The 23904-nt window shown below is 57.1% G+C and carries 22 protein-coding genes, 1 tRNA gene and 2 pseudogenes; 15 read left to right on the top strand and 10 right to left on the bottom strand.

The genetic code is table 11. From position 1 onward, the window contains the following. Positions 1 to 132: pseudogene (locus VPK24_RS07635) on the top strand (IS630-like element ISAtsp7 family transposase); the annotation flags it as partial. Here VPK24_RS07635 and VPK24_RS07630 read toward each other — a convergent pair. After that, positions 117 to 1304 carry a tetratricopeptide repeat protein gene (locus tag VPK24_RS07630; RefSeq protein WP_393011848.1) on the bottom strand — a complete coding sequence of 396 codons (1188 nt, stop codon included), beginning with the start codon at positions 1302 to 1304 and terminating at the stop codon, positions 117 to 119. The pseudogene VPK24_RS07635 and the gene VPK24_RS07630 overlap by 16 nt on opposite strands. A 105-nt stretch (positions 1305 to 1409) precedes the next feature. On the opposite strand from VPK24_RS07630, the pseudogene VPK24_RS07625 reads away from it, so the two are divergent. From VPK24_RS07625 to VPK24_RS07575, 11 genes and pseudogenes are all read left to right on the top strand, one after another. Beyond that, positions 1410 to 1532, top strand: a pseudogene (locus VPK24_RS07625) (DUF2442 domain-containing protein); the annotation flags it as partial. 448 nt (positions 1533 to 1980) lie between these two features. Next, on the top strand, positions 1981 to 3108 hold the full coding sequence (locus VPK24_RS07620) for a class I SAM-dependent methyltransferase (RefSeq protein ID WP_393011846.1): 1128 nt from the start codon (positions 1981 to 1983) through the stop codon (positions 3106 to 3108). Positions 3109 to 3300: 192 nt separating this feature from the next. Beyond that, the gene (locus VPK24_RS07615) at positions 3301 to 3750 is read left to right on the top strand and encodes a YbjN domain-containing protein (protein WP_190354091.1); all 450 of its coding nucleotides are present in this window, start codon (positions 3301 to 3303) and stop codon (positions 3748 to 3750) included. A gap of 74 nt (positions 3751 to 3824) precedes the next feature. Further along, positions 3825 to 4580 carry a lipoate--protein ligase family protein gene (locus VPK24_RS07610; protein ID WP_393011843.1) on the top strand — a complete coding sequence of 252 codons (756 nt, stop codon included), beginning with the start codon at positions 3825 to 3827 and terminating at the stop codon, positions 4578 to 4580. Between the two features lie 157 nt (positions 4581 to 4737). Continuing rightward, positions 4738 to 5319, top strand: a complete 582-nt coding sequence (locus tag VPK24_RS07605; protein WP_190532467.1) for a hypothetical protein — start codon at positions 4738 to 4740, stop codon at positions 5317 to 5319. A gap of 290 nt (positions 5320 to 5609) precedes the next feature. Continuing rightward, positions 5610 to 5891 (top strand): hypothetical protein, encoded by a 282-nt coding sequence (locus VPK24_RS07600; protein WP_190525659.1) that lies wholly within the window; start codon positions 5610 to 5612, stop codon positions 5889 to 5891. A 111-nt stretch (positions 5892 to 6002) separates the two neighbouring features. Next, entirely contained in the window at positions 6003 to 7757 is a 1755-nt protein-coding gene (locus VPK24_RS07595) for a glycoside hydrolase family 3 N-terminal domain-containing protein (protein ID WP_393011841.1), read from the top strand. 76 nt (positions 7758 to 7833) lie between these two features. Beyond that, on the top strand, positions 7834 to 9144 hold the full coding sequence (gene ctpC, locus VPK24_RS07590; protein WP_099531757.1) for a carboxyl-terminal processing protease CtpC: 1311 nt from the start codon (positions 7834 to 7836) through the stop codon (positions 9142 to 9144). A gap of 176 nt (positions 9145 to 9320) precedes the next feature. Then, on the top strand, positions 9321 to 9509 hold the full coding sequence (locus VPK24_RS07585) for a DDE transposase family protein (RefSeq protein WP_393011839.1): 189 nt from the start codon (positions 9321 to 9323) through the stop codon (positions 9507 to 9509). Positions 9510 to 9617: 108 nt separating this feature from the next. Continuing rightward, entirely contained in the window at positions 9618 to 10466 is an 849-nt protein-coding gene (gene cobA / locus VPK24_RS07580; RefSeq protein ID WP_393011837.1) for a uroporphyrinogen-III C-methyltransferase, read from the top strand. A gap of 12 nt (positions 10467 to 10478) precedes the next feature. Further along, positions 10479 to 10563: transfer RNA gene (locus tag VPK24_RS07575), tRNA-Ser, on the top strand. A 129-nt stretch (positions 10564 to 10692) separates the two neighbouring features. Here VPK24_RS07575 and VPK24_RS07570 read toward each other — a convergent pair. The 3 genes from VPK24_RS07570 to VPK24_RS07560 form a co-directional block, all read right to left on the bottom strand. After that, a complete protein-coding gene (locus VPK24_RS07570; RefSeq protein WP_190525665.1) occupies positions 10693 to 10995 on the bottom strand; it encodes a TIGR02450 family Trp-rich protein in 303 nt (100 codons plus the stop codon). 75 nt (positions 10996 to 11070) lie between these two features. Next, positions 11071 to 11571, bottom strand: a complete 501-nt coding sequence (locus tag VPK24_RS07565; RefSeq protein WP_393011835.1) for a hypothetical protein — start codon at positions 11569 to 11571, stop codon at positions 11071 to 11073. Positions 11572 to 11576: 5 nt separating this feature from the next. After that, positions 11577 to 12869 carry a S1 RNA-binding domain-containing protein gene (locus tag VPK24_RS07560; RefSeq protein WP_393011833.1) on the bottom strand — a complete coding sequence of 431 codons (1293 nt, stop codon included), beginning with the start codon at positions 12867 to 12869 and terminating at the stop codon, positions 11577 to 11579. Between the two features lie 260 nt (positions 12870 to 13129). Between VPK24_RS07560 and VPK24_RS07555 the strand changes: the two genes are divergently transcribed. Next, positions 13130 to 14098 carry a DnaJ C-terminal domain-containing protein gene (locus VPK24_RS07555; RefSeq protein ID WP_099531761.1) on the top strand — a complete coding sequence of 323 codons (969 nt, stop codon included), beginning with the start codon at positions 13130 to 13132 and terminating at the stop codon, positions 14096 to 14098. A 136-nt stretch (positions 14099 to 14234) separates the two neighbouring features. Here the strand turns inward: VPK24_RS07555 and VPK24_RS07550 are convergent, their stop codons facing one another. Both VPK24_RS07550 and VPK24_RS07545 read right to left on the bottom strand, forming a co-directional pair. Then, positions 14235 to 17021, bottom strand: coding sequence for a DUF3769 domain-containing protein (locus tag VPK24_RS07550; RefSeq protein ID WP_393011830.1), 2787 nt, complete (start codon positions 17019 to 17021; stop codon positions 14235 to 14237). A gap of 332 nt (positions 17022 to 17353) precedes the next feature. Then, positions 17354 to 17470 carry a photosystem II reaction center protein I gene (locus tag VPK24_RS07545; protein ID WP_099531763.1) on the bottom strand — a complete coding sequence of 39 codons (117 nt, stop codon included), beginning with the start codon at positions 17468 to 17470 and terminating at the stop codon, positions 17354 to 17356. 255 nt (positions 17471 to 17725) lie between these two features. On the opposite strand from VPK24_RS07545, the gene dprA reads away from it, so the two are divergent. Continuing rightward, positions 17726 to 18961, top strand: coding sequence for a DNA-processing protein DprA (dprA, locus tag VPK24_RS07540; protein ID WP_393011828.1), 1236 nt, complete (start codon positions 17726 to 17728; stop codon positions 18959 to 18961). 71 nt (positions 18962 to 19032) lie between these two features. Here dprA and VPK24_RS07535 read toward each other — a convergent pair whose 3' ends face one another. From VPK24_RS07535 to VPK24_RS07520, 4 genes are all read right to left on the bottom strand, one after another. Next, complete coding sequence (locus VPK24_RS07535) at positions 19033 to 19560, bottom strand: hypothetical protein (RefSeq protein WP_393011826.1); 528 nt, start codon at positions 19558 to 19560, stop codon at positions 19033 to 19035. A 103-nt stretch (positions 19561 to 19663) separates the two neighbouring features. Next, positions 19664 to 20467 carry a glutathione S-transferase family protein gene (locus VPK24_RS07530; RefSeq protein WP_393011824.1) on the bottom strand — a complete coding sequence of 268 codons (804 nt, stop codon included), beginning with the start codon at positions 20465 to 20467 and terminating at the stop codon, positions 19664 to 19666. A gap of 238 nt (positions 20468 to 20705) precedes the next feature. Beyond that, complete coding sequence (locus VPK24_RS07525) at positions 20706 to 21158, bottom strand: hypothetical protein (RefSeq protein ID WP_393011822.1); 453 nt, start codon at positions 21156 to 21158, stop codon at positions 20706 to 20708. Positions 21159 to 21164: 6 nt separating this feature from the next. Continuing rightward, positions 21165 to 21644 carry an Rpn family recombination-promoting nuclease/putative transposase gene (locus tag VPK24_RS07520; protein ID WP_393011850.1) on the bottom strand — a complete coding sequence of 160 codons (480 nt, stop codon included), beginning with the start codon at positions 21642 to 21644 and terminating at the stop codon, positions 21165 to 21167. A 69-nt stretch (positions 21645 to 21713) separates the two neighbouring features. On the opposite strand from VPK24_RS07520, the gene VPK24_RS07515 reads away from it, so the two are divergent. After that, positions 21714 to 23672: a hypothetical protein gene (locus VPK24_RS07515; protein WP_393011820.1), complete on the top strand. Its 1959-nt coding sequence runs from the start codon at positions 21714 to 21716 to the stop codon at positions 23670 to 23672. Positions 23673 to 23904 lie beyond the last annotated feature (232 nt).

Below are 23904 nucleotides of genomic sequence, written 5' to 3'. Positions count from 1 at the left end.
AAAATCTTTTTGTGGAAATTCAGAACAGAAACTATAGAGGTGTTGGAACAATTAACGAGACTAGCAGCCCGACTAGTGGATTTACAGTGCCTGAGAAACTGGTTTACTAAGTGCTGTTATTGTACCTGGTGATTGCGGCAAGGGCTGTAAGACGGAACTAAGACAGACTCAAAACATAAGACTGCTTGGCTGCCTGTTTCTATTACTTTGCTAGTTTCGATTCCAAGCAAGCTTAAGGATTCTTTGTGAAATGGGTGATTGATTTTGTCAAAAACAAAATAGTCAATCTTATCAAGAGCATTTTCATCTTGATAAAACTTTTCTTTGTACGTGCCAATTCTAGGCAAGATATCAAACATCCAATGATAATAATTTTCTCCACATAAAGTAGATAAAATTAATGCTTTTCCTGGTTGAATTTCTGATCGATCAGGCGTAGATTTCTCTCGTATCAGAGTTGATAACTTGCCACTACAAGCTTCCACCAGAAACTTTCTCTCATGGTTTAAAATTGCAACAGTTTGTGATTCAATCCAAACCATCGCTGCCTTAAGCTCAAAGCAATCACCTACTTGGGGTGTAAGTGTTAATGCTCCGTCATCTTGATTAGATGAATTTTTGGGCAATGCTGTTGACCAAACAAGGCTATCGTCACAGGAAATAATTTGACTGAAGCGATGCAAGAGCGAGGGAGTTAAGTCATGCTGAGAGCAGAAATCAAACCAATCTTGGCGCTGATGATCAACGCCAAGGCGTTTGATCGCCTGATAGGCTACATCCGAGCCAGGATTGATTGCTAGCAGATGTAAATAGCTTTCAATGGCTGCTTCCCATCGTCCCTGTTGCTCCAAGCACTGCGATCGAAGTTGCCATAAATCGCCTGCCCCGGGAGAAACCTTCAAGCCGCGATCGCAAGCGGCAATTGCGTCCTCTAGTTGTGCCAAATGCTTATGCAGCCGAGCCAGGCACAGATAGCTGTGATGCCAATTAGGATCTAGTAAGATCGCCTGCTCATAGGCCCGCAAGGCAGCAGCAAAATTACCTTGAGTTAACAGTAAGGTTGCTAGATTGACGTAGAGCGTGGCTTGCTCTGGCAAAACCTGAATGGACTGCTGGTAGACGGCGATTGCCTCCGGCACAGCTTCTTGTTCAATGAGTATCTTTGCCAAGAAGTTGTAGCCATCTAACCAACCAGGACAGGCATCTAATTTTTGACAATAGTGAAAAATTGTGGCAAATATTTTTTCCTGATCAGTCAAAAAATTCTCTTTGAGAATTTTCTTACTTAGGCTGCTGATTTTCATAATGATGTTCTATTTATTGAGTTGAACTGTATTGCTGGAGTTCATTAGCATACGATCATAGCCAGCTTTTGCTTATCGATCTCACCTTAAGTTGACTGGTTTCCACGGCCCTATCAAGCTACTCCTGAACAACGCACTCATTGGCGGCCCATTGGCGGCGGCGTTGGGATGCACTGGGAAGCCGTGGATAAAGATATTTCCGTCACCAGCCTGCTACGAATTCGTTAACTGATCGACCTCCACACTCCTCAGCAATTCCGTCACCAAAAATCGTGATCGCATCGAAACCGAGTGGCATCAAGCACCTTAAATCCAAAACAGGCGTAGGGTGTGTGGGAGAACGCTTTCGGGGTAACGGTTTGGCTGGTTTGTCTCCCACGCACCGTCGATCACCCTCGGGATCACGAGTCGTTTTTCTCGCATCAACGGTGGCGGTGCGTAGGGCACAAAGAAAACATCAACAACCCAGAAAGTCTTGCCCTACGCACCCTACGGCAGACCGGCGCGATCGAGCCGATCGCCCGATTGATCGTAAAGTTTTCGTTACAATAGACCCTCAAGACCGCCCCAATTGCCATCGGGGTTTGGTTTTCGCCGGGGACTTGCCCCTTAATAATCCAAGTGATCGACGCATTCCCGGTCTCGGGTCGATCGCCCTTCAAAATTTTCTATTGCCATGACTGCCACCACCGATCGCCGCCCACAGCAACCTTTTCCGCTGCCGAATCCTAATGACCTGCTGAAGCTGGCCTATCAGACGTTTCAGCAAGGCAAGGGAGCTTTTAGCTTGGCCCACAAGCAAATGAACACGCGGGTTTTGAATGCGATCAAACCCCTGCCCCAACGAAATCAAAGCCTGCCGCCGGAGGTGTTCCAGTTGTTGCAGCGCCGGATGCAAACGCTGCTGGAAACCGATTGGCAGGATGTGGAACAGGGGGTTTATGGGCCCGAGTTGGTGTTTGAAAATGCTTGGGATGAGTTCCTGAAGTTCTATCCGTTGGTGATTTGGGATGGGTTCCAAACTTGGATGCGTCTGTCGGAAAAGCGCTTTCAGGAGTTTTCGCCCTCGATCGACACCAACGGTTATCCGAAGTATTACCTACAAAATTTCCACTACCAAACCGATGGCTATCTGAGCGATTGGTCTGCGAATTTGTACGATTTGCAGGTGGAATTGCTGTTTAACGGGACGGCGGATGTGATGCGGCGGCGGGTGCTGGCCCCGATCGCCCAGGGGGCACGCGCTTTCCCAGAAGTGACGGGGCGCGATCTGCGGGTGTTGGATGTGGCTTGCGGGACGGGGCGCACCCTGCGATTCCTTCGATCGATTCTGCCCAAGGCGGCGCTGTTTGGGCTGGATCTGTCGCCGGCCTATCTGCGCAAGGCCAATCAAACGTTGTCGCAACAGCCCGGTGAGCTGCCCCAACTCGCCCAGGGCCAAGGGGAAGCGCTGCCCTACGTGGATGATTATTTCCACATCACCACCAGCACGTTTTTGTTTCATGAGTTGCCGGGGCCGGTGCGCTCCCAGGTGATCCAAGAGCTGTTCCGGGTGACAAAGCCGGGGGGCACGGTGGTGCTGTGCGATTCAATTCAGTCGGCCGATGTGCCGGAGTTGGAGCCGGTGTTGGCAGGGTTCCCGGCGGCGTTCCATGAACCGTTCTATCGCCACTACATCACGGATGATTTGGTGGACTATTTGGACAAGGCTGGGTTTGAGCAGGTGGAAACCTCGACCCATTTCCTGAGCAAATATTGGGTGGCCCGGAAGCCGAGCGATCGCCCTGAAAATTCTGAAAATTAAGATCCCGAATATCCAGCAACAGACGTTCAGCAATAGACGTTCAGCATCAGTTGCATCGATCGAGCGTTGCGACCACACTGGATGGGGTGGGCATGGGGCGATCGGGTGGTTGGCCTGTGGCCAGTTGCTCGGCTCCTGCGGGGCTAAACCCCCTCCAGCCCGCTAACCTGACTCAACACTTGACTTAGATCTATGACAACGGCGGCGGAAGAAGCTTTGTTGGACGTAGCAGAAGGGCCCACCAGCGCGATCGAGACGATCGAAACGGTGATCTCCAGCTTGGCCACAGAAAACAGCGCCATGGTTAATCGCAGCGGCGGATCGTCCCTTTGGCGGTTTCAATACGGCTCGGTGGAGGTCTATGTGCAACTGACGGGCGAAACCGACGATGACACTTTGACAGTGTGGTCATCGGTGTTGAATCTGCCGGTGAAGGATGAGGCCGGGTTGCTGAAAAAACTGATGGCGGCTAATTGGTTGAGCACCTTTGAGGCCCGCTATGCGATCGCGGAAAATTCTGTGGTGGTGACCACAACCCGCACGGTGGCGGAACTGTCGCCGGGGGAAATTTCCCGATCGATCACGCTGGTGGCTTCGATCGCCGATGACAATGACGAAGCACTGCAAGCGGAATTTGGTTAAAGCGGCTTTTTCTGGCGAGTCGCGGGACCGCGATTGATATATCCACCAATTGAGGCTATTCACCAATTGAGGCCATGGGCGATCGCTGGCGACTGATCCCAACCTTGAACGAATCCGGCGCGGTGCAAATGGCGATCGATCGCTGGTTGTTTGAGCAGCATGTTCAAGCAGCGGGCCCGCCGGTTCTGCGGTTTTATACCTGGTCGGAACCCACCATTTCCCTGGGGTTCCATCAACGGCGTTACCCGGCCGCTTGGGAACAGTTGCAATGGGCCGATCGCCCGATTCCCCTAGTGCGGCGGCCCACGGGGGGCCGTGCCGTGCTCCATGGGGATGATCTCACCTATGCGGTCATTGGCTCCCAGTTCGGCAACCGTCGGGATGCCTATTGCCGAATTTGTCGATTTTTGATTGCGGGTTGGCAGGCTCTGGGGGTGGAGTTGCGGTTTGGCGAGGGGCGATCGGTCGGTTTGCGTAACCAAGCCAACTGTTTTGCGCTGGCCACCGATGCGGATTTGGTGCTGGCTGACGGTGGCGAAAAGTTAATCGGCAGCGCTCAATATTTGCGAGGTGTGGCGGTGTTGCAACATGGTTCGATCGCCCTGCATCCCAACCGATCGCTCCATGACCAGATTTTTGGCACGGAGCCGCTGGAACCCCGGTTGCCGCCCCTGTCCCGATCGCACCTGGTGGCGACCCTGACCCAGGCGGCTCGGGATACGTTCTCGATCGAGCTGGAGGAACAACCCTTGAGCGATCGGGAATGGGCGGCCATTCGGGCCCTGGCCCAGGAACAGGAGTTGCCCGATCGTTCCCGGGCCGATCGCTAATGCCGTGATCAATTGCCGTAATCAATCGGTACGCTCAGACAATACGCTCAATACGCTCAAACAGCATTAACAATTTCCCCAACCCAGCGCCCTCATCTCCGTCCAGCGTTATCGTGGACTTAGCAGAGAGATTGCAACGCCTGTCGTCGTCCTCGCGATGGTTTCCTCCACCCGCCTTCCGGATCTCAAGCCTGAATACGATCGCCTCTGGGAAACTTGCCAAATCCGCTCCAACTGGCAAGCCAGGGCCAAACAAGCAGCCGATCGCGCTTTGAAGTTTCGATCGCGCTATGGGGCCATTGAGACTGCGATCCAAGTGCCCTGGTGGTTTGTGGCGGCGATTCACAACCTAGAGTCCACCTGTGACTTTCGCTGCCATTTACACAACGGGCAACCCCTCAGCCAGCGCACCACGATCGAGCCGATCGGGCGGGGCCCCTTCAAAACTTGGGAAGACAGCGCGATCGATGCCCTCACCCTCAAGGAGTTTGACGGCCCGCGCGTGAAGGATCGTTCCTTGGGGGCTTGGCTGTGGCGAGCCGAACGGTTCAACGGCTTTGGCTATCGGCTCTATCGCCCCACGGTGCTCACGCCCTATCTGTGGAGCGGGAGCAATCACTATCAAGCGGGAAAATATGTGGCCGATGGTAAGTTCGATCCCCAAGCGGTGTCGGAACAAGTGGGGGTGGCGGTGTTGTGGAAGGCCCTTGAGGCTATGGGGGCGATCGACCTGCCTTGAGAGGCGGTTAAGTTGGGTTTGTTGAAGGGGCGGGCCCGCAATCAATGGTGGTGGAATAATCTCACCGTTAAGAAGAAAGATGCGATCTCAGCGGTAAAAGCAGGCGGCTATGGTATCCAAGGAAGTTGTGGTGATCATGCAGGTTGCCCGGATCCTGGGGGTTGAAACGGATGATCTTTAGAAATTGAAGGATCCACTACAGCGGATGGATTCGGAGTGAGAAGAGGCGAAAGTGGGCCCGATTGGCTCGCCTTCTTCGCTAGGATTGGGCTAGTTTTTCATCCAGTCCGATGGCTCCCAAAATTACCAAGACGGTTTCCGACAAGTCCCCTAAGCGATCCAACGTTTGGGTTGAACGGGTGGTGTGTGTGTTGTTTGGTGCGACGATGATGGCGATCGTGCCGCCGATGTGGAATGTGCTGTTTGGCAAGTCTGATTTTGAACGGGCAATCGAGAAAAACAAAGCCTGGTCGGAATGCATTGACCAAAATCGACAGGACGGGTTTGAGGCGGCCAAGGTGATTTGCGGCCAAGACCCGGATGAGCACGAACGCAAACAGCAGCAAAAGTGAGCACGGCATTGCTTGGCTGTGAGTGCGATTACGAGCCTATGCTGGCCGAAAAGCCTCATTGTTGGTTATGGTTCCACCAGGAATCGCGAGAAGTTGCCTAGAGTTGCTGCCATGACTGTTTCGGCCCCGTTCCCCTTGCCTGACCTCGATCGCCTGACCCTGCGCCAACAGATTGCCCAAATGGTTGTTGTGCGGGCTTCGGGCTTTCTGTTTGATGCCCAAATTCGCTATCCCGCTTGGGAGCCGATCGCTTCGGTGCTGGAATCTTGGATCCAGGAGTTGGGCGTGGGGGGCGTGATTCTGCTGGGTGGGGGTGCGGCAGAGGTGGCGCTGCGAACCCATGAGTTTCAACGGTGGGCCCCCGTGCCTCTGCTGATTGCGGCGGATATTGAAGAGGGCGTGGGGCAGCGGTTTGGGGGAGCCACCCAAGGGCCGCCCCTGATGGCCCTCGGTGCGTTGGCACAGCAGGACTTACCCCAAGCGCTGACCTTGGCCCACAACTTGGGAGCCATGACGGCAGCGGAAGCCCAAGCGATCGGGCTGAATTGGTTGCTGGGGCCGGTGGTGGATGTGAATAACAACCCCGCTAATCCGGTGATTAATGTGCGATCGTTTGGGGACGATCCGCAATTGGTCGGGCAACTGGCCGCGGCCTTCATCGCCGGGGCCCACCAATTCCCGATTTTGACGGCGGCCAAGCATTTTCCGGGCCATGGCGACACGGCGATCGATTCCCATTTGTCTCTGCCGGTGATTCCCCACGATCGCCCGCGATTGAACGCGATCGAGCTGCCTCCCTTTGTGGCGGCGATCGAGGCCGGCGTGGATGCGGTGATGAGTGCCCATTTGCAAATTCCCGCCCTTGATGCCCAACTGCCCGCCACCCTGTCGCGATCGATTTTGACCCAGTTGCTGCGGCAAGACCTGGGCTTTGGGGGGCTAATTGTGACCGATGCGCTGGTGATGGGGGCGATCGCTCGGCACTATGGGGCCAACGAAGCGCCTGTGATGGCCGTGGAAGCGGGGGCCGATATTTTGTTGATGCCGGTGGATCCCCCGGGGGCGATCGAGGCCGTGGCGCAGGCTGTGGAGGCGGGACGCATTTCCCCGGAGCGGATTCGGGAATCGGTGGCGCGGATTTGGCAAGCCAAGGGCAAGGTTTTTCAGGCGGCCGATCGACAGGCGGCCGACGTTCCCCCCAGCGCGATCGACCTGCGGGGACAATTGGGCCAGCCCCAGCACCAAGCCACCGTGACGGCCATTTTGGAAGGCAGTTTGGGCGGTGGTAACGGGGTGTTGGCCCTGCCCCGATCGCCCGAAACACCCGAAACGCCCGATCGCACCTTGGCCCAGGAAGCCTTGGAAAATTTGGGCACTTTGGCAGAGCTGACCCCCGAAGCGGCGATCGACTCCCCGGCCGATACTCCAACCCAGTGCCCGATCGCCCGCAATCTGATCGTGGTGGATGACGCGATCGCCAGCGACTTCCTGGGGCAATTTGTCCCGGCGATCGCCTGGCCGCGCCAGTGGGGCATCGGGCAACTGCAAATTGTGGACAGCTACAGCCCGGTGGACTTCGAGGCGATCGGTTCTCTGGCGGCCCAGCAACCCACCCTTTTGCAAATTTTTGCCCGGGGCAATCCCTTCCGAGGCAGTGCCAACCTCACCCAAGGGGCGATCGCTTGGCTGAAAGCCCTCCAAGAATCCCACCAGTTAGCGGGCGTGATTTTATACGGCAGTCCTTACCTGCTAGAAACCATGCGGCCGCTGTTGGGGTCAAAAATTCCCTACCGATTCAGCTATGGCCAAATGCCCCGTGCCCAAGCGATCGCCCTGGGCAGCCTGTTCAATCAAGTGATGTCGTAATTTCTTTGCCAATCGCCATCGACCCGGCAAAACACTATGATGAGAATGAGACGCGCGAATGATGAACTAGAGCCTTATGCCGATCGCGAATAGCAAGCTCGTTTTAGGTGCGGCGGCCACAACGGTGGCTGCTGTGACTCTGACAGGCGCGGGCATTCACCTTTCGCAAGGTCATGCTTTCTTCCAAGAAAACCCGAAGGAAGTGATTGACGAGGTTTGGCAAATTGTCGATCGGCTCTATGTGGATGGCACCTTCAACCAGGTGGACTGGCAAGCGGTGCGCCAAGATTACTTGAACCGCGACTATACCCAACCCGAAGCAGCCTATAAAGCGATTCGGGAAATGCTGGAAAAACTCGGCGATCCTTACACCCGCTTCATGGATCCCGATGAATTCCGCAACATGCAAATCGACACCTCCGGTGAACTGACGGGGGTGGGATTGCAGTTGGGTGAAGACAAGAAAACCAAAGAATTGGTCGTTGTTTCCCCGATCGATGGCTCCCCGGCGGCCAAGGCGGGCATTTTGTCGAAGGATAAAATCCTGAGCATTGACGGCAAATCCACCAAGGGGATGGATATTAACCAAGCCGTGAAGCTGATTCGCGGCCCGGTGGGAACCACGGTGGTGTTGACCCTGCAACGGGGCGATCGCACCATGACTTACACGATCGAGCGGGCCCGCATTGAGCTGCATCCGGTGAGCTTCAGCGAGCGGCCCAAGGACGGCACAGCCCCGATCGGCTACATTCGCCTGACCCAATTCAGCGCCAACGCCGCCACGGAAATGCGCGAAGCCATCCAAAAGCTAGAATCCCAAAACGTTTCTGGCTATGTGTTGGATTTACGCTCCAATCCCGGTGGCTTGCTGTATGCCAGCATTGACATTGCGCGGATGTGGATGAATGAGGGGGCGATCGTGTCCACGGTCGATCGCAACGGCGAGACTGATCGCCAACAGGCCAACCGCACTGCCCTCACGAACAAACCCCTCGTGGTTTTAGTGGATGGGGGATCTGCCAGCGCCAGCGAAATTCTGTCTGGAGCTTTGCAGGACAATCAACGCGCCGTTTTGATCGGGACAAAAACCTTTGGAAAAGGGTTGGTACAGTCAGTCCGGAACCTGGGCGATGGTTCCGGGATGGCGGTGACGGTGGCTAAATATTTGACTCCCAGCGGTCGCGACATCAACAAACACGGGATCGATCCCGATATCAAGGTGGAATTGACCGATCAACAACGGGAGTTCCTGAGTGAAAATCGCGACAAAATTGGCACGCTAGAAGATGCCCAATACGCGAAGGCTTTGGAAGTGTTGCAAGGAAAAATTGCCAAGCTGAAGGATGGTGAAAATGCTGGAGCCAGCGCCGCCACTGCTCCCCGATAGCTGATTAGATCTTTGAGGAAGCAAGTTGCTGTTCATCAACGGGCGATCGGCTCGGTGATTGGTCAATTGGGTGATTGGTTAATTGGGTGATTGATTAATTAATTGGCTGGTTGATTGATTAATTGGCTGATCGGCAATTTCGGTAATTAGGGTTAATCAACAGATTGAAGGCGTTGATGGAAGTGCCGGAATTCTATATTGTGCGTTGTGCAGATGATCGCTGCGAAATTGTCCCGAGCGATCGCCTGGCCGAATTGCCCAATCCCCATCCAGCGGGCGATCGGTGGGGCCCCTACGGAGATTTGGCGGAGGCGATCGCCAAGCGTGTGGGTCTGATTCGTGCGGGTAAATGCAAACCCCAGTAGGCACAGTTGGGCGATTTCGGCCGCCCATGACCCCAAAATTGCTCCCCGAAATACTGCTCAGGCATCCTTTAAGATCAATATCTCGAACGTTCCGGTAGTTCTTCATTCATGACCGACTTTGCGACTCCCCAGCCGATCGGGAAGGTTTATTTGGTGGGGGCGGGGCCTGGTGATCCGGGCTTGCTGACCCTGAAGGGAAAGACATTGCTCGAATTGGCCGATGTGGTGGTTTACGACGCGTTGGTGAGTGCCCCGATTCTGGCCATGATTAATCCTCAGGCGGAACGAATTGACGCGGGAAAACGCCGGGGCCGTCACTCAAAGTTGCAAGCAGAAACCACCCAATTACTAATTGAAAAAGCCCAGACAGCGGCGATCGTGGTGCGGCTGAAAGGGGGCGATCCCTTTGTGTTTGGCCGAGGGGGCGAGGAAATGCAAGATCTGTTGCGATCGGGTGTGCCGGTGGAGGTGGTGCCGGGCGTGACGGCTGGCATCGCTGCGCCGGCCTATGCGGGCATTCCCTTAACCCATCGCGACTACAGCTCATCGGTGGTGTTTGTGACGGGGCACGAGTCGGCGGGGAAATATCGCCCCCAGGTGAATTGGTCAGCGATCGCCCAAAGTGCTGAAACGATCGTGATCTATATGGGTGTGCATAACCTGAACCAGATTGTGCCCGCCTTGATTTCAGCGGGGCGATTGCCCACCGACCCCGTGGCGCTGATTCGGTGGGGAACCCGTCCTGAACAGGCGGAATTGGTGGCCACCTTAGAAACGGTGTGCGATCGAGTGACCGAAACGGGATTTTCTGCCCCGGCGATCGCCATCATTGGCCCCGTGGTGCAGTTCCGGGCAGATTTGGCCGCGATCGCAGCCCCGCAGCAGTTTCAAATTCCGCTGACTGGGTGGGAAATCTCAGAATCAGGGGTCGATTTTGCGCCGACAGCGGTAAAATAACAGGGCTTACCGGGAGAGGTGGCAGAGTGGTCGAATGCGCTCGACTTGAAATCGAGTGAGCCGCAAGGTTCCGTGGGTTCGAATCCCACCCTCTCCGTTGATCTTCATTGCGCCCACCACCCTAATTCCCCCGACCGATCGATCAACGGCGGAATCAGGGTTTCAGGCGATTTGACGACACGCTCTAGCCCCATGGCCCTTCCAAGTAGTAGCTAGGGGCTGGGCATCACAGTGCGTCTGGGTGCAGCACTTCCACTTCTTCGCTCAGGTCATCGCCCCGATCGACCGCTGCCAGAATTTCAATTTCTTCGAGGGTTTGCCAGCCCGCTGCCCACAGATCACGGTTTTTGAGATTGCGCGCATCAATCCAAAACCGCGCATTGGGATCGCAGGAGGCCACCAGTTCCGCATAGACCCGATCGCCCTCGTTTTTGCGATTGTTCACCTGAAAATGTCGCCAACCAAAGGTGCGTTGGCGGGCCGTCCATTTGGAACCCAAGAGATGCGGAAATTTTTGCTTTTTAGCCATGGTTGCTCATGGGTGTTGAATCATTAATTGGGCAACCAACTTAAATTGGGCAACCAACTTAATCGGGCAACCAACTTAATCGGGCAGCCAACCGCAGAGAATTTCCACGATCCGATCGCCCCGTAGGCGCAATGTCAAAAAAGCCCCGTCATCGGTCAGGTAGCCCCAGCGATCGGAATCGCGCCAATTGGGGTCTCCATAAATGGCCAGGATGCGGCTGGAGCGATCGCCCACCCGTACCCCTTCAGCCGTTCCCCAGTTGGGTCGCGTCGTTGTGATCATGGCCAACGCTCCATCACCAAAGCCCAAAATCAGGTTGGGGTAATACCAAGCCTCGTAGCGGTCATAGTTGCCAGGGGGCTGGTTTTGGGTGCGTTGGGGCCGGCCGAGCCGAGCGCGCACCCGTTGGGGATTGTCGCCCAAGCGCAGGCCATTCAACCCCAACCGATCGCTCCGGATCCCTGCCGGTTGGTTCGGCGTGGCTTGGGCGAGTGGGCTAGGGGGCAAACCCGTGATCGCCGCCGGGGCGATCGCCCACTCTAGGCAAAGGGCCAAGACCAGGGCGATCGGGATCATAGGTGCTATGCGTTCGACTCAGGAGCGCGGCTAGGTTTCGGTTTCAAATCCACCAGCCGGATCGGAGCTTTGGGCGCAGGGGCCGGTTCTGGCTTGGTGGCGGGTTCCGGTGCTGCCGGGTTGTCTGGTGTTTCCGGGCTGATCGCCTCGGGGCTGGCCTGGGCTGCGGTTGATTCGCTTGATTCGCTTGACTCGGTTGAGTCAGTCGGTGCGATCGATTCTGCGGCTTCCGGGGCGGTGGGCTGCTCGGTTGGCTCCGGGCTGGACTCCGCGATCGGCTCCGGCTCTGCGTCCCAATGGGGATAAAGCTGGGCATGACGGGCGATCGCCTCGGTCATCACCGTGGCCTTGTTTTCCAACATTTCGCCCCGGTGATTTTCCAGCACCGCTGTTGAAAGGGCGATCCGTCCCTTCCACTCATCGATTTCCATAATCACGGCGCGGATCGTTTCGCCCTGGCTGAACAGATCCTCGATCGAGGCCACATGGGCTTGGCTCATTTGCTTGACATGCAGCAGCCCTGTGTTGCCCTCAAAGCTCACAAACACGCCAAAGGGGCGAATCCCGGTGATTTTACCTTCAACGAGTTGGTTCACCTTCAGGCGTGCCATCAGGCCGACCTTGGCCGCTTCCCGGTTCGAGAGCACCAGTTTTTTGGCATTGCGGTTCACCTCGATCGGCACGACGGTTAAGGTTTGGCCCACCAACGAGTCCAAATCCTCCCGTTCCACCAGGTGCGATCGGGGAATGAACCCCCGCAAGCCCATCACGGCCGCCGTCACGCCGCCTTTGTTGACCCCATTCACACGCGCGGCGATCGCCTGTTTCTCCTCTTGGGCCTTGGCCAACTCCTTCCAGGCCTGATCCAACACCATTTGTCGAATCGAAATGGTCACCTGACCATCTGCGTTGGCTTCCTTGAGCACAATGAACTCGCGCTCCACATTGGGCGGCAACAGGTTTTGCAGTTCCTCAGCGCCCGAGGGTTCGCGCATGGCGGCTTCGCGTACCGGCAAAAACGCAGCGGATTTGCCGCCAATGTCTACATAAACCCCGTCGTTGGCGTACTCAAAGGGTTTGCCCTTGACCCGTTGCCCCGCCTCAAAAGAGACGGTTTTTTCGTCGAGGGCAGCCATGAAGTCCTCCATGGAAAAGGAGGGAGCAGCGGGTTTTGCGGCCATGATGGGTTTAATCAGCAAATAACAAGTCAAAAATCCGAGCCGGACGGGCGATCGCGCCGTGATTGGCTCTATCCCCTCACTATAGCTGAGGGGCGATCGCCCGGGGTCAGCGGGCATCCCTAGATCAAGACATGGATTCAGACATGCGGGTTGATCCAGGACGCTCCCGATCCGGCTCTGGGTACCTGCTGCCGATCGCGCTTGGAATGGTTGGGTGATCGCAATCTGCGGCCAGTCGTTAGATGGCCGAAGCTGGCCGATCGCGCTGCCAATCGACCGGATCGGTTAGCCGATCGAACGCCTAAGGGCCCATCGCGGTAAGCTGGAAAGCCGAAGCGCCGATCGCGATCGCAGCTGTTTGAACTTGACCTCCCCGAATGCAAAACTTCCGCAACTACTACGCAATTCTCGGTGTTGCCAAAGAGGCCAGCGGCGACGAAATTAAACGGGCCTTCCGGCGACTGGCTCGGCAATATCACCCCGACCTGAACCCCGGAAACAAGGAAGCCGAAGAGCGATTCAAGGACATTGGCGAAGCCTACGAGGTACTTTCGGACACAACCAAGCGGGCCCAATACGACGAATACAGCAAATTTTGGAAACAGAAGGGATTCCAAAATGCCCGGCGGGCTGCAGCAGGACGCACCTGGGGCGATCGCTCCGAATCTCGGGTGGCCGACAACCTGGACTACAGCGAGTTTATTGACTTCAATAGCTTTGTCGATCGGCTGTTGAATCGACGCGGCGAACCGACGGCCCCACCCCAACCGGGCAATCGAGATTACTACCGGCCCGGCACAACCCGCACGGCCTATACCGTGAAGCCACCGGTTGCCCGGGACGCGGAAGCACGGTTAACCATTCCCCTGGAAAAGGCTTTTAGCGGTGGCCGGGAACGAATTCGACTAGAAGACGGCCGATCGCTGGAAGTGAACATGCCGCCAGGGTTGGTGACTGGCCAGCGGATCCGCCTCAAAAATCAGGGAATTAATGGGGGTGATTTGTTCTTGAAAATCACCGTCGCCCCCCACGACTTTTTCCGGCTGGAGGGAGTCGATCTCTATTGCGAAGTGCCAGTCACCCCCAGCGAGGCGGTGTTGGGCAGCGCGATCGAGGTACCGACCTTGGATGGGATGGTGAAGATGAACCTGCCGCGCGGGGTGCGCCACGGCCAGCGGCTGCGCCTGTCGAATAAGGGCTATCCGATCAACCGCGATCGCCGGGGCGATCAGATTGTGGAAATCCAAATCGCTACGCCAACCCAATTGAGCACCGATGAGTTGGCGTTGTATGAACAATTACGGGCGATCGAGTCGTTCGACCCCAGGGCCAACCTGCCCATTTAAGAGCAAGGTTTGAGTGGCCGGTGGGATGGGCAATGCCCACCTGCTAATCGCTTTATGGCATCTGTTTCATGACTTGCCGATCGTTTTAGATCAAGGCTGGAGGTGAAGGCGATCAGGCCATATCGAGCGATTGGGCCTAGATATCACCAAATTCCTGACCGCTGCCCGTCCAGTTGAAATCCGTGATGCGCAGTTGCAGGGAGCCGGATTGGCGCTCTGGATCAACGCGCAACAGCAAACCGTAAGTGCGGCGGCTATATTCCAGGGTGTAGTTACTGTCGATCCGTTCGCCCGTATCAACGTTGTAGACCTGCTGGAAGCCAACCCGGAAGGGTCCATAGATTTGCTGAGTGAGGCCAACGACCACCACCCGCGCATCACCAACGCGATCGAACAGGAACGGCGAGGAACCATGTCGCCAGTTTTCGATGTAGCCCAAGGTGAAGGCCGTGTAGTCTAGCCAAGGACGGGAAAAATGGCCCAACTGTCCCTGGAGGACGATCGAGCCGGTGAGCACGTTTTGATAGTCGCCGCTGCTGTAGTTTTGCCAAACCATTTGCAAGCGAGGAACCAGCACGATGCTCGGCCGCAGGGCCACGGGACTGTAGCGCAGGCCGGCTTCGGGTGTGGCCGGCAAAGCCTCGCCACGCCACAGGACGATCGGGCGGGCCACTGCAATTGCCATTTGCGTGCGATCGAGGGTGATTCGATCGTCCGTGTTGCGGCTGGGTTCATCAATCAGATCACCAAAGTCCGATTGGGCATTGATGTTTTGGTAGCCCAATTGGTAGTTGGCAATGAAGCCGGTGTTGCCAATCCGGATTTGGGGCGAGGCAAAGACGGCCCCGATGCTGCGTTGCACGGTGCGGAACCCAAAGGAACCGTTAAATAACCGATCGCGATAGCTATATTCCAGGGTGAGGGAGTGGGGCCCCCAACCGGTGGGGATGATTTGATTGAGCCGAACGCTGCCTCGGAAGTCATCTTCAAAGCGATCGGGATCGAGCGTCACGGCTCGCACCACGCCCAGCAGAGAAGTGGTGGGGGACAGTTGCGCTGTCAGTCGAGCCTGCAAGCCCAACACATCCAGCCCGATTGGCCCGTTGGCTTGTTCGTCAAATAGGGCCCGCTGGATCAGGTATTGAGGCGTGACCCGCAGACGAACTCGGGGCGTGCGAATTACGTCGAATTGCCGTTGAATGTATAGCCCGCCTCGATCTTCACCGTCGTAGCGAATTTCAAAGGGCTGGGGCGGCCGTTCCCGGCGATCGATCACCGTTCGGCGCACCAACAGGGGCAGGGTGAAGCGATTGTCAAACACCACCCGGGGGCGATCGGCAATTAGCTCATCCCGCAAGGGCGACAAGCGCCGCAGCCGGGCCCGATCGGCCCGAATTTCCGTTTCCGGGGGCGAGAAGGGATCATTGGTGATCCGCACGTTTTGGGCCACCCAGCCGTTGGGGTCAAAATCGACCCGATCGGCCTGGAAGCGGAAGTTTTGCACCTCGCCCACCTGGCCCGGTGGCGGATCCAATAGCCCAAAATTGCCCGTGCCCACTTGCAGCCCAAATTGGCCCGTTTGGCGCACATCCCGCAGCGGCTCGTTGGCCGAAATGCGATCGCTCAAGGGGCGATCGAGGGCGGGATTATAGGGCCCGGCGGTGATCACCTCTGCCGGGGCAAAGTCTTCGCCAGTGGTGGGCTGGAAAATTTCGCCGTAGCTCTCAAACAGGGAACCATCCCCCTGCACGAGGTTGTATTCCATCCTTGCGCCCCGAATCACCTGCTGGCCACGGGTGAGGGCTACGTTGCCTTCTGCAAGGGCAATTCGATTATCAAGGCTGACCTGGAGTCGATCGGCATTGATCACGGCTCCTTGGTAACGCATGGTGACGTTGCCGATCGCGATGAAAATTTGCCGAACCGAGTCGAATTCCTGCCGATCGGCCGTTACCTCAATCGCCCCGATCGCACCGGGGGGCAAATTGGGCAACTCTGGCCGCGGGGGCCGGCCGCCACCGGGTCGATCGGTTCGGTTCGGTGAATTGTTGGGGTCGCCCGCATTCACCGGTTGGGGCGGTCGATCGGGGTCGATCGGTCGCTCCGTCGGCTGCGGATCCGTGGGGGATGGGGGTTGATCGCTCGATCGCGGCGGGAACGGTGGATCGCCCGTGGCTGGCTCGGGAGGCGGTATTTCCGGCCCCTCGGTTCCATTGGGTGGTTCGTTCACCGGCCCTGGCCCTTCCCGAGGAAACAGGGGCGGCACATTCCGCAGGGGATCCTCATCGGAATTGTCTGCCCGAAGCTGTTGCCCAGCGCCTTGAGCATTGGGTTGGTTCGTTGAATCCTGAGCGGCGTAGACCGTTGCTCCCTCAGTTGTAGATCCCTCAGTTGTGGATCCGACTGCTGTGGATCCGATCGCTGTGGATTCCCCGAGTTGGCCAGGGTTGGCGGCTGACGGTCGATCGGTGGACTGGGTTAATTGGGGGGGCGTTGTTTGATCGCGAGTGGGTCTTGCCCAGCGACGCAGCGGCGGCAATCCGGCCGGCGGGTTCTTCCCGTTGCTGGTGGCGGTTGTCTGCTCTTCGGCCTGCGGGCGGGGCGGGTTTTGTCGGTTGGGCGGATCCACTTGCCGATCGATTTGCCGATCAATGTGAATCAAGGCCCGATTCGGCCCCAATTGGTCGGCGGCCCGTCGGTCTTGGCGGTGCTGTTGCCGAAAATCTCGCAAGGATCCGGGCCGCAAGCTGCGAGCCGGCCGAGGCGGCAGAGATCCTAACCGGCGCAGGGGAACCGACGCGGGGGCGGTTGAATTTGGCTCAGGGGGGCGATCGCCCTCGGCGGCCGTCGGCTCAGTTTCCCGCGTTACAGCCACGTCCTGGACTAGCGGCGGCATCTCGGGCGGTAGCACCGGGTAGGGCATAAATCAGTCGTCCAATGGGCAAAAAATCACGACAATCAACCACACCATCGAGCCGGATCTCGATCGCAAGTAAACCATCCAGCCGGCCACTACTCAGCCCCAAACAATCCCTTGGGTGAGCGTGCTTGCGTGGTCATTGTACTGGGGATATGGCAAGAGATGCCGCCATTGGGATCCTTGCTGCCACACACAAAAACTCAGCGTAGCAAACTGGTCGCTATCGCTGAGTTTCATCATCAACACAAGGAGCAGGATTGAAGCTCGGAATTGCGATCGCGCCGATGGACAACCCATCGATGGCTAGCGATGGCATTCCAAAATCCAGCCCAGGTTTATTCAAAATCGCGACGGTTGGGGTTCCGGGCCGGGTCGTTGGACAGAAAACCAAACACAAACAGGCCAATGAAGAACGAGACAACAACGTATACAGTGATTTTAAGCGCCAGCATTTGTATTGCTCCGAACGAGGAAAGAGGCTTGGGCAGCCAAGTTGTGGGGCAAGCCGGGGCAAAGGCCAACGCGGTAGCGGAGTTACCAACGGTGACTCAGTGCCGGCGGGGGCCCACAAGGGCACTGTCGAATCGCGATCGAACGCTTGGCTAAGGCAGCCCCGATCGAACACGACGCGATAGCCCCCCTATGATACCAATCGGTTGATACCAAATCTGTTCACTGTTAATTAGCCCTCCTAATTTGAATCTGTTTTGAATCTGTCCCGATCGCACCCCACTGCACCTTCCACGGAGCGAGCCGCCTGGTTGGCCTGGTCGCAGGTTCCGGATGTGGGCCCCGTGCTCTTGCAGCGGCTCCAGCGGGCCTTTGGTTCCTTGGCCGCCGCTTGGCAGGCAGATCCCAGGGACTTAACCCCCATCGAAGGCATCGGCCCCCAACGGTTGGCGAAAATCCTGGCCGGGCGATCGGCGATCGACCCTGAGCAACTCTTGGCCGATTGGACTCAAAAAAATCCCCAGTTCTGGACTCCCGCCGATCCAGACTATCCGCAACTTCTGCGGGAGTTGCCGGATTTCCCGCCCCTGTTGTATTACCGAGGCCAACCCCACCCGTCGGAACTTCAGGGAACGCAACCCCTGGTGGCGATCGTGGGCACGCGCCAACCGTCGGACTATGGCCAGCGATGGACCAATCGGCTCACCACCTGTCTCACCAAAGCGGGGTTTGGCATTGTTTCTGGGTTGGCGGAGGGGGTGGATGCGGAAAGCCATCGTGCTTGTTTGGCGGCGGGTGGGCGCACCATTGCCGTCTTGGGAACCGGGGTCGATCGGGTCTATCCCACGGGCAACCGCGATCTCTATGGTCGAATTGTGGGCGCGTTTGACTATCCCGGCTCCGGGTTTGCCCTCAGTGAATATCCCAGCGGCACGGGGCCCGATCGCGCGCACTTTCCGCGCCGCAACCGAATTGTGGCGGGGCTGGCTCGGGCAACCATCGTGATTGAAGGCGGCGAGCGATCGGGAGCGTTGATCACCGCGAACCAAGCGGCCGACTATGGCCGAGATGTTTATGTGTTGCCCGGGTCATTGGACATGCCCCTTTCGGCCGGTTGCCTGAAGCTGATCAACAGCGGGGCGCAGGTCATTTTGAGCGAAGACCATCTGTTGGATTGTTTGGGGGCCCTGCCCCAGCTCGATCGAGCGGAGTCCGCCACCGCCAGTGAAACCGCCCGATCGCCTGCGCCGGGGCCCGCTGCCCCTGGACCAACCCCAACGGCCAAGCCAGCCGTCGCCCCAACCCTGCCACCACCAAACTTGGCTCCGGCTCCGGCTGCCGTTTTGCGGGCGATCGACCCAACTCCCACGGCCTTTGATGCGATCGTGGCGGCCAGTGGCCTCAGTCCCGGAAACGTGATGGCGGCCCTCACGGAATTGGAGCTATTGGGCCTGGTGGAAAACTTGCCGGGGATGCGCTACCGCCGAGCTTAAGCCCGAGTGGCGGTTCAATCGCTCAATGGGCGATCCGTGACCATCGCAGGATTGAGAATCGCAACCGGGAATCAGTAGCCGATCGGCCTGGGTTCGGCGGGTTGTTGCCCCTCACCCGTGGCCGGCGGCAACGCTGCGGGCATGTTGGGCGATCGGCCGCTGGCCTCCGTCGTGTTGGCGGGCTTCAGGAAAATCAGTTGTTTCGGTGGGGGGGGTTGCAAGGTGGAGTCGGTCGCCGCCGCTTGGCGGGCCACCTTGTCTTTCAACACCTCCAGGGCCACGCGCAAATCTCGTTCTTGGCGCTGAAGACTTTGGAGTTTGCGATAGTCCATTGTCCAAGCCTGTTGCAACTGCACCGTTTGGGCATAAACCAACACGGCTAGGGCGATCGAAACCATTGCCGCAATGGCTGACCAACGCTGAATTCGCTTCAGGCGCTGAATGGGCCGCGGTAGTGGCGGCTTGGGCGGCAGGGGAGACACCTTGCGACTGCGGGCCGCCCGCCGCGATTGCCACAACGACAGCAGGGTCACCCGCGATCGAGAGGATCGAGGCGATCGGGCAGGACGATCGGGGCGGGCCCGGCGAGCAGTCGGCATAGGGGTGGAGATGAGGTTGATCGGGTTCGATCGGGGTTCAGTTGTTGGTTCGATCAAGCGTGACTCAGCCTTCAACAGCTCGATCGAACCACGCTCCTAAACCCTAGTCGATCGAGATAGTCGTGGGCCCGGCATTGCTGCTGGGGTTGGCACTGGCCACACCGGTCAAGGGCGTGCGAAAGTCACGATAGAACTGATCGCGCCAGTCAAAGAAGCGAGCATAGGCCGGATTGTCAGCAATGCCCGGAATGCCGCGCCCGCGCAGCCCGATCGGCACATCAAAGTAGGGTGTGCTGGGAATTTTCACCAACACACTCACCGCCGCCACCGCCACATCGGCCAGGGTGGGTTGACTGCCGGTCAGGTAAGGATTTGCTTCCAAAAGGCTGCATAGACTTTCGATCGCGCGGCCGAGGTTATCCTTGGCCTTTTTCAGCACCTCCGGCGTGAGACCCACACCGGCTCCCATCACCCCAAAAACCTCACCGGGAATGAAGCCCACCAGGGTCTTCAACGGATCCGGCGTTTCATCCGGTAACAGGGCCGTGCGGTAGCCCGGATCTTGACCCAGGGTTGCCAGAAAAACCTTGCGGGCATCGGCATAGAACGAATCATCGGCCCAAGCTTCCAGCACCGTCGCCAAGGCCCGCTCGGCAGGATTGGGGGGCAAAAGAGGGCGATCGGGATAGGCGCGATCGAGATAGTTCAAAATCGCGGTTGAGTCGGCAATCACCTCGTTGCCATCCTTCAGCAGGGGCACTTGGCGCTGGCCCGACAACCGAAAAACATCGATTTGTCCGACTCCGGGAGTCACTTCAACTTTGCGGTAGTCCAGGCTCTTGTAATCCAGCGCAAGGCGCACCTTCTCGCAGTAAGCCGATAACTCAAATTGGTACAGTTCCAGCATGGTAGTTTGCGGCGTGGGTTCAAAGAGCCGATCGAGTCGTTCTTCCCGTTAGCTCTTGGGCGATCGGGGAACGTTTGATCGCAGTATAAGGCAAGGGTTTCGCCCTTTGGAGATTTGTCCTTGGTTTGCTGGGGGCGAAAGAACTCGTTGAGTTTGGTGTTTTGGTATTGGTGTTTTGGTATTGGTGTTTTGGTCTTAATGAACCCGGCGCAATTTGGGTGCAATTTTTGGCGCAACTTTAAGGATCATCGGTGGCTTGGGCCAGATCCTGCACTTGTTCGATCGACAAGCCCGTCACCCGGCTGACCGTTTCCGGATCCAGGGTTTTTAGCAGCTCGCGGGCAATTTCCAGTTCTCGCTGCTTTGCACCTAAGGTGATCCCCTCAGCACGCCCTGCTGCCAGCCCTTCGGCCCGTCCTTCAGCTAGTCCTTCCGCAAGACCCTCGTCCCGAGCGCTGAAAATTTGCCCTTGCATGACGCGCAGTCGATCGAGTTCCGCCTCAAAAAAGCGCAACTCCGCCGGAGACAGTTGACTTTCGTTGGCAATGTCCAGGGCTGACTGTAAATCCCAATCGCTGGTCAATTCTGGAGGAGCTTGTTGCAACTCCCCGGCCCGTTGCAAGAAAAATAACCACTGATCGACCAGCCCTTCTAAGTTCACCAAATCCTTACTAAATTTCGGTAATTCCACAAAAATCTAGCGCAATTGCGAGGTGCAAAGGGCGTGGGTTTCTTCATTCAGAATGCTGAACCGGGAAATGGGCAAGGACTGATCCACCTCTGGATCGTCGAATAAGATAAAGTCCGTGATGGTGACGGCAATCACGGGCCTCAAATCCCAATAATACTTACCCCGTCCCAGATAATACTTACCCCGTCCCAGTTGGCTGGCATAGGCTTTGGTGGTGTTATACAAAATTCGCTGTATAAAGGCTTCCACCTTGGCCACCTGCATTTCAATAATCACGGTGGAGCCATCATCAAGCTGAGCTTTCACATCCAAAATGCTCAACTTGGAATCGGGAATTTCCGGTTGCTGATAGGGATCTAAAATTTCCAAATCTTGAATCCGCAATTGCCCATCATAAATGAGAGCGTTGAGCAGGCTTTTCAAGATGGGACTGCTGTTAGGAGAAGCGAAGATTCGCTTAAAGCCAAAATCCGTTTTTGGGTCAATGAAGCCTATGGCTCACAGGGTGTTTTGCGATCGCTCATTACCAGCCTAAACCAGATGTCTGGGATCTGAATGACCGCTGGGGAAGTGGCGCTAGGGGGAAACGAAGGATCCCGAGGGGGCGATCGCCTGGCAAGATGGGCTAATCAACAGCACCATCAGCACAAACCCCTTCGTTTCGTTGCACTGAAATTGGCGCTAGGGGTGTTCTTGGTTGTTGTTCATGGGTTCATCGATGCACCCATGACTGATGGCGATCGACATTCGGTTCAACACCCTGGCCCCTTTTTCCAACCCCCCATGATGTCTGCGATCGCCCGGCTTCGACAGCTTTTGATTGACCCCGAGCCAGCCCGTTGGGTCGATCGGCTCTGGTGGATTGCCAGTATTCTGTTCGGCTTGGGCTATGGCTTGGCCATCTTGCCGGAAGCCTTTGCAGATCCCTATGTGGTGGCCGATGACGGTCGGCAGCATTTGTTCTGGATGCTGCGGCTCAGTCACCCGGATGCGTTTCCGGGTGATTGGATTGCGGATTATTTTGAGTCCGTTGCCCCCTGGGGATTTCGAGCCATCTACTGGTTCCCGGAAGTAATGGATTGGGGAGCTGTGATGGCGGCCAAGGGGTGGCCGTTGATTCTCAGTGGCGCGATCGGGGGATTGGCTTGGGCCGTCACGCGAGCCATTTTGCCGGTTCCCTTTGCCGGCTTTGTGGCGGCGCTGCTGTTTCTCCAAAACCTTTGGCTGAAGGATGATTTGGCTTCGGGCACGGCGCGGGCTTTTTTGAATCCCCTGTTTTTGATGGTGCTGTGGGCTTGGGTGAAGCGATCGCCCTGGGGGCTATGTTTGGCGATCGGGCTGTTGGGGGGTTTTTATCCCCACTATGTTTTGGTGACGGCGGCCATGTTGACCCTGCGTTTAGCGATCGGGGTCTGGCGGCGGGAGGCCCATTGGCGCATTTGGGCGATCGGGCTGGGGGTTTGTGTGGCGGTGTTACTGCCCTTTGCGGCCAATGCTTCTGCCTTTGGCCCCACCATCACCGTTGATCAAGCGCGTCAGTTACCGGAATTTTTACCCAATGGGCGATCGCGCTTTTTCTATGAAGATTTTGGGCGTTTTTGGCTGTCGGCGGGTCGCAGCGGCATTCAACCACCGCTGGAGCCGCCTTTGCTGGTTTTGGGGTTGGGCTTGCCCCTGATTTGGCGCTGGCGCGATCGGTTTCCCCTCTGGTCTCAAGTGCGATCGGGCATTGAAGTTCTGCCATTGTTGACCCTGGCTAGTTTCGGTTGCTTTGGTTTGGCCCATCTGCTGCTGTTTCGGTTGCACTTGCCCAGTCGCTACACCCAACATGGCCTGAGAGCCGTTTTGGCGATCGCCACAGGAATTGTGCTGGTGTTGCTGCTCGATCGGCTTTGGACTTGGGCCCAAGGACAGCGGCGACTTTTGGCTTGGGGTCTCACGCTCGGGGCGATCGGGTTGTTAGTTGCCTATCCGTTGGCCGTGCGTGGGTTTCCAAAGGCGAACTACGTGATCGGCCAGGCACCGGATCTCTATGAAATCTTGGCTGACTATCCAAACAATATGCGCATTGCCACCCTTTCCGGTGAAGCCAGCAACATCCCCACTTTTGCCGGTAAATCCGTTTTGGTGGGGGCCGAATTTGCAATTCCCTACCACTGGGGCTATTACCGCGAGTTTCGATCGCGTGTGGAAACCTTGCTGCGGGCCCAATACAGCCCTGATCTCAACCTATTGCGGGCCGCGATCGCCCAGTATCAACCCACTCACTGGTTACTGGATCCGGGCGCGTTCGATCGCGACTATTTGGAAAATAATGACTGGCTACGGCAATACCAACCCGCCTACGGAGAAGCCCGGCGCTGGTTAGCCAGTGGCCAGCGATCGGCGCTGGCTCAACGGGTCGATCGCTGCTTGGCAGCTCAATCCCAAGAAGGCCTCCTGCTCTTAGATGCCAACTGCTTGGCCAAAGCACTTCCCCTAACGGCCCCAGAGTTACCCCCGATCGGGCAATGACAATGACGCAGATCTCAGCTCATTGGGTACAGAAGTCGAGAGACCAAGACACTAGTAAGTCCGCCCCAGAAACCTGTTGCAGAAAGCTTCTAGACAGGTCGTAGAAAACTTCTAGACAAATTGCAGACAAGGGGACTAAGCCCCTTATCCCTCACGATTTCGCAACAGGTAGACGGGGGCTTAACCCTTGGCTCCCCACGACTTCGCACCAGCAGGATTTAGACGATCGAGG

It is taken from the genome of Limnothrix redekei LRLZ20PSL1 (genome assembly GCF_043235035.1).
GTDB lineage: Bacteria > Cyanobacteriota > Cyanobacteriia > CACIAM-69d > CACIAM-69d > CACIAM-69d.
Note: the sequence above shows the minus strand (reverse complement) of the source record. Positions and strands in the feature narration are given on the sequence as shown.

Coding starts and splice junctions, on each gene's coding strand:
- VPK24_RS07570 (WP_190525665.1), bottom strand. CDS start 10,995: ATGGCTAAAAAGCAAAAATTTCCGCATCTCTTGGGTTCCAAATGGACG.
- VPK24_RS07535 (WP_393011826.1), bottom strand. CDS start 19,560: ATGCCGACTGCTCGCCGGGCCCGCCCCGATCGTCCTGCCCGATCGCCT.
- VPK24_RS07610 (WP_393011843.1), top strand. CDS start 3,825: ATGGGCGATCGCTGGCGACTGATCCCAACCTTGAACGAATCCGGCGCG.
- VPK24_RS07515 (WP_393011820.1), top strand. CDS start 21,714: ATGACCGCTGGGGAAGTGGCGCTAGGGGGAAACGAAGGATCCCGAGGG.
- VPK24_RS07565 (WP_393011835.1), bottom strand. CDS start 11,571: ATGATCCCGATCGCCCTGGTCTTGGCCCTTTGCCTAGAGTGGGCGATC.
- VPK24_RS07530 (WP_393011824.1), bottom strand. CDS start 20,467: ATGCTGGAACTGTACCAATTTGAGTTATCGGCTTACTGCGAGAAGGTG.
- VPK24_RS07550 (WP_393011830.1), bottom strand. CDS start 17,021: ATGCCCTACCCGGTGCTACCGCCCGAGATGCCGCCGCTAGTCCAGGAC.
- VPK24_RS07545 (WP_099531763.1), bottom strand. CDS start 17,470: ATGCTGGCGCTTAAAATCACTGTATACGTTGTTGTCTCGTTCTTCATT.
- VPK24_RS07555 (WP_099531761.1), top strand. CDS start 13,130: ATGCAAAACTTCCGCAACTACTACGCAATTCTCGGTGTTGCCAAAGAG.
- VPK24_RS07560 (WP_393011833.1), bottom strand. CDS start 12,869: ATGCCCGCTGACCCCGGGCGATCGCCCCTCAGCTATAGTGAGGGGATA.
- VPK24_RS07595 (WP_393011841.1), top strand. CDS start 6,003: ATGACTGTTTCGGCCCCGTTCCCCTTGCCTGACCTCGATCGCCTGACC.
- VPK24_RS07600 (WP_190525659.1), top strand. CDS start 5,610: ATGGCTCCCAAAATTACCAAGACGGTTTCCGACAAGTCCCCTAAGCGA.
- ctpC (WP_099531757.1), top strand. CDS start 7,834: ATGCCGATCGCGAATAGCAAGCTCGTTTTAGGTGCGGCGGCCACAACG.
- VPK24_RS07620 (WP_393011846.1), top strand. CDS start 1,981: ATGACTGCCACCACCGATCGCCGCCCACAGCAACCTTTTCCGCTGCCG.
- VPK24_RS07615 (WP_190354091.1), top strand. CDS start 3,301: ATGACAACGGCGGCGGAAGAAGCTTTGTTGGACGTAGCAGAAGGGCCC.
- VPK24_RS07585 (WP_393011839.1), top strand. CDS start 9,321: ATGGAAGTGCCGGAATTCTATATTGTGCGTTGTGCAGATGATCGCTGC.
- VPK24_RS07630 (WP_393011848.1), bottom strand. CDS start 1,304: ATGAAAATCAGCAGCCTAAGTAAGAAAATTCTCAAAGAGAATTTTTTG.
- cobA (WP_393011837.1), top strand. CDS start 9,618: ATGACCGACTTTGCGACTCCCCAGCCGATCGGGAAGGTTTATTTGGTG.
- VPK24_RS07605 (WP_190532467.1), top strand. CDS start 4,738: ATGGTTTCCTCCACCCGCCTTCCGGATCTCAAGCCTGAATACGATCGC.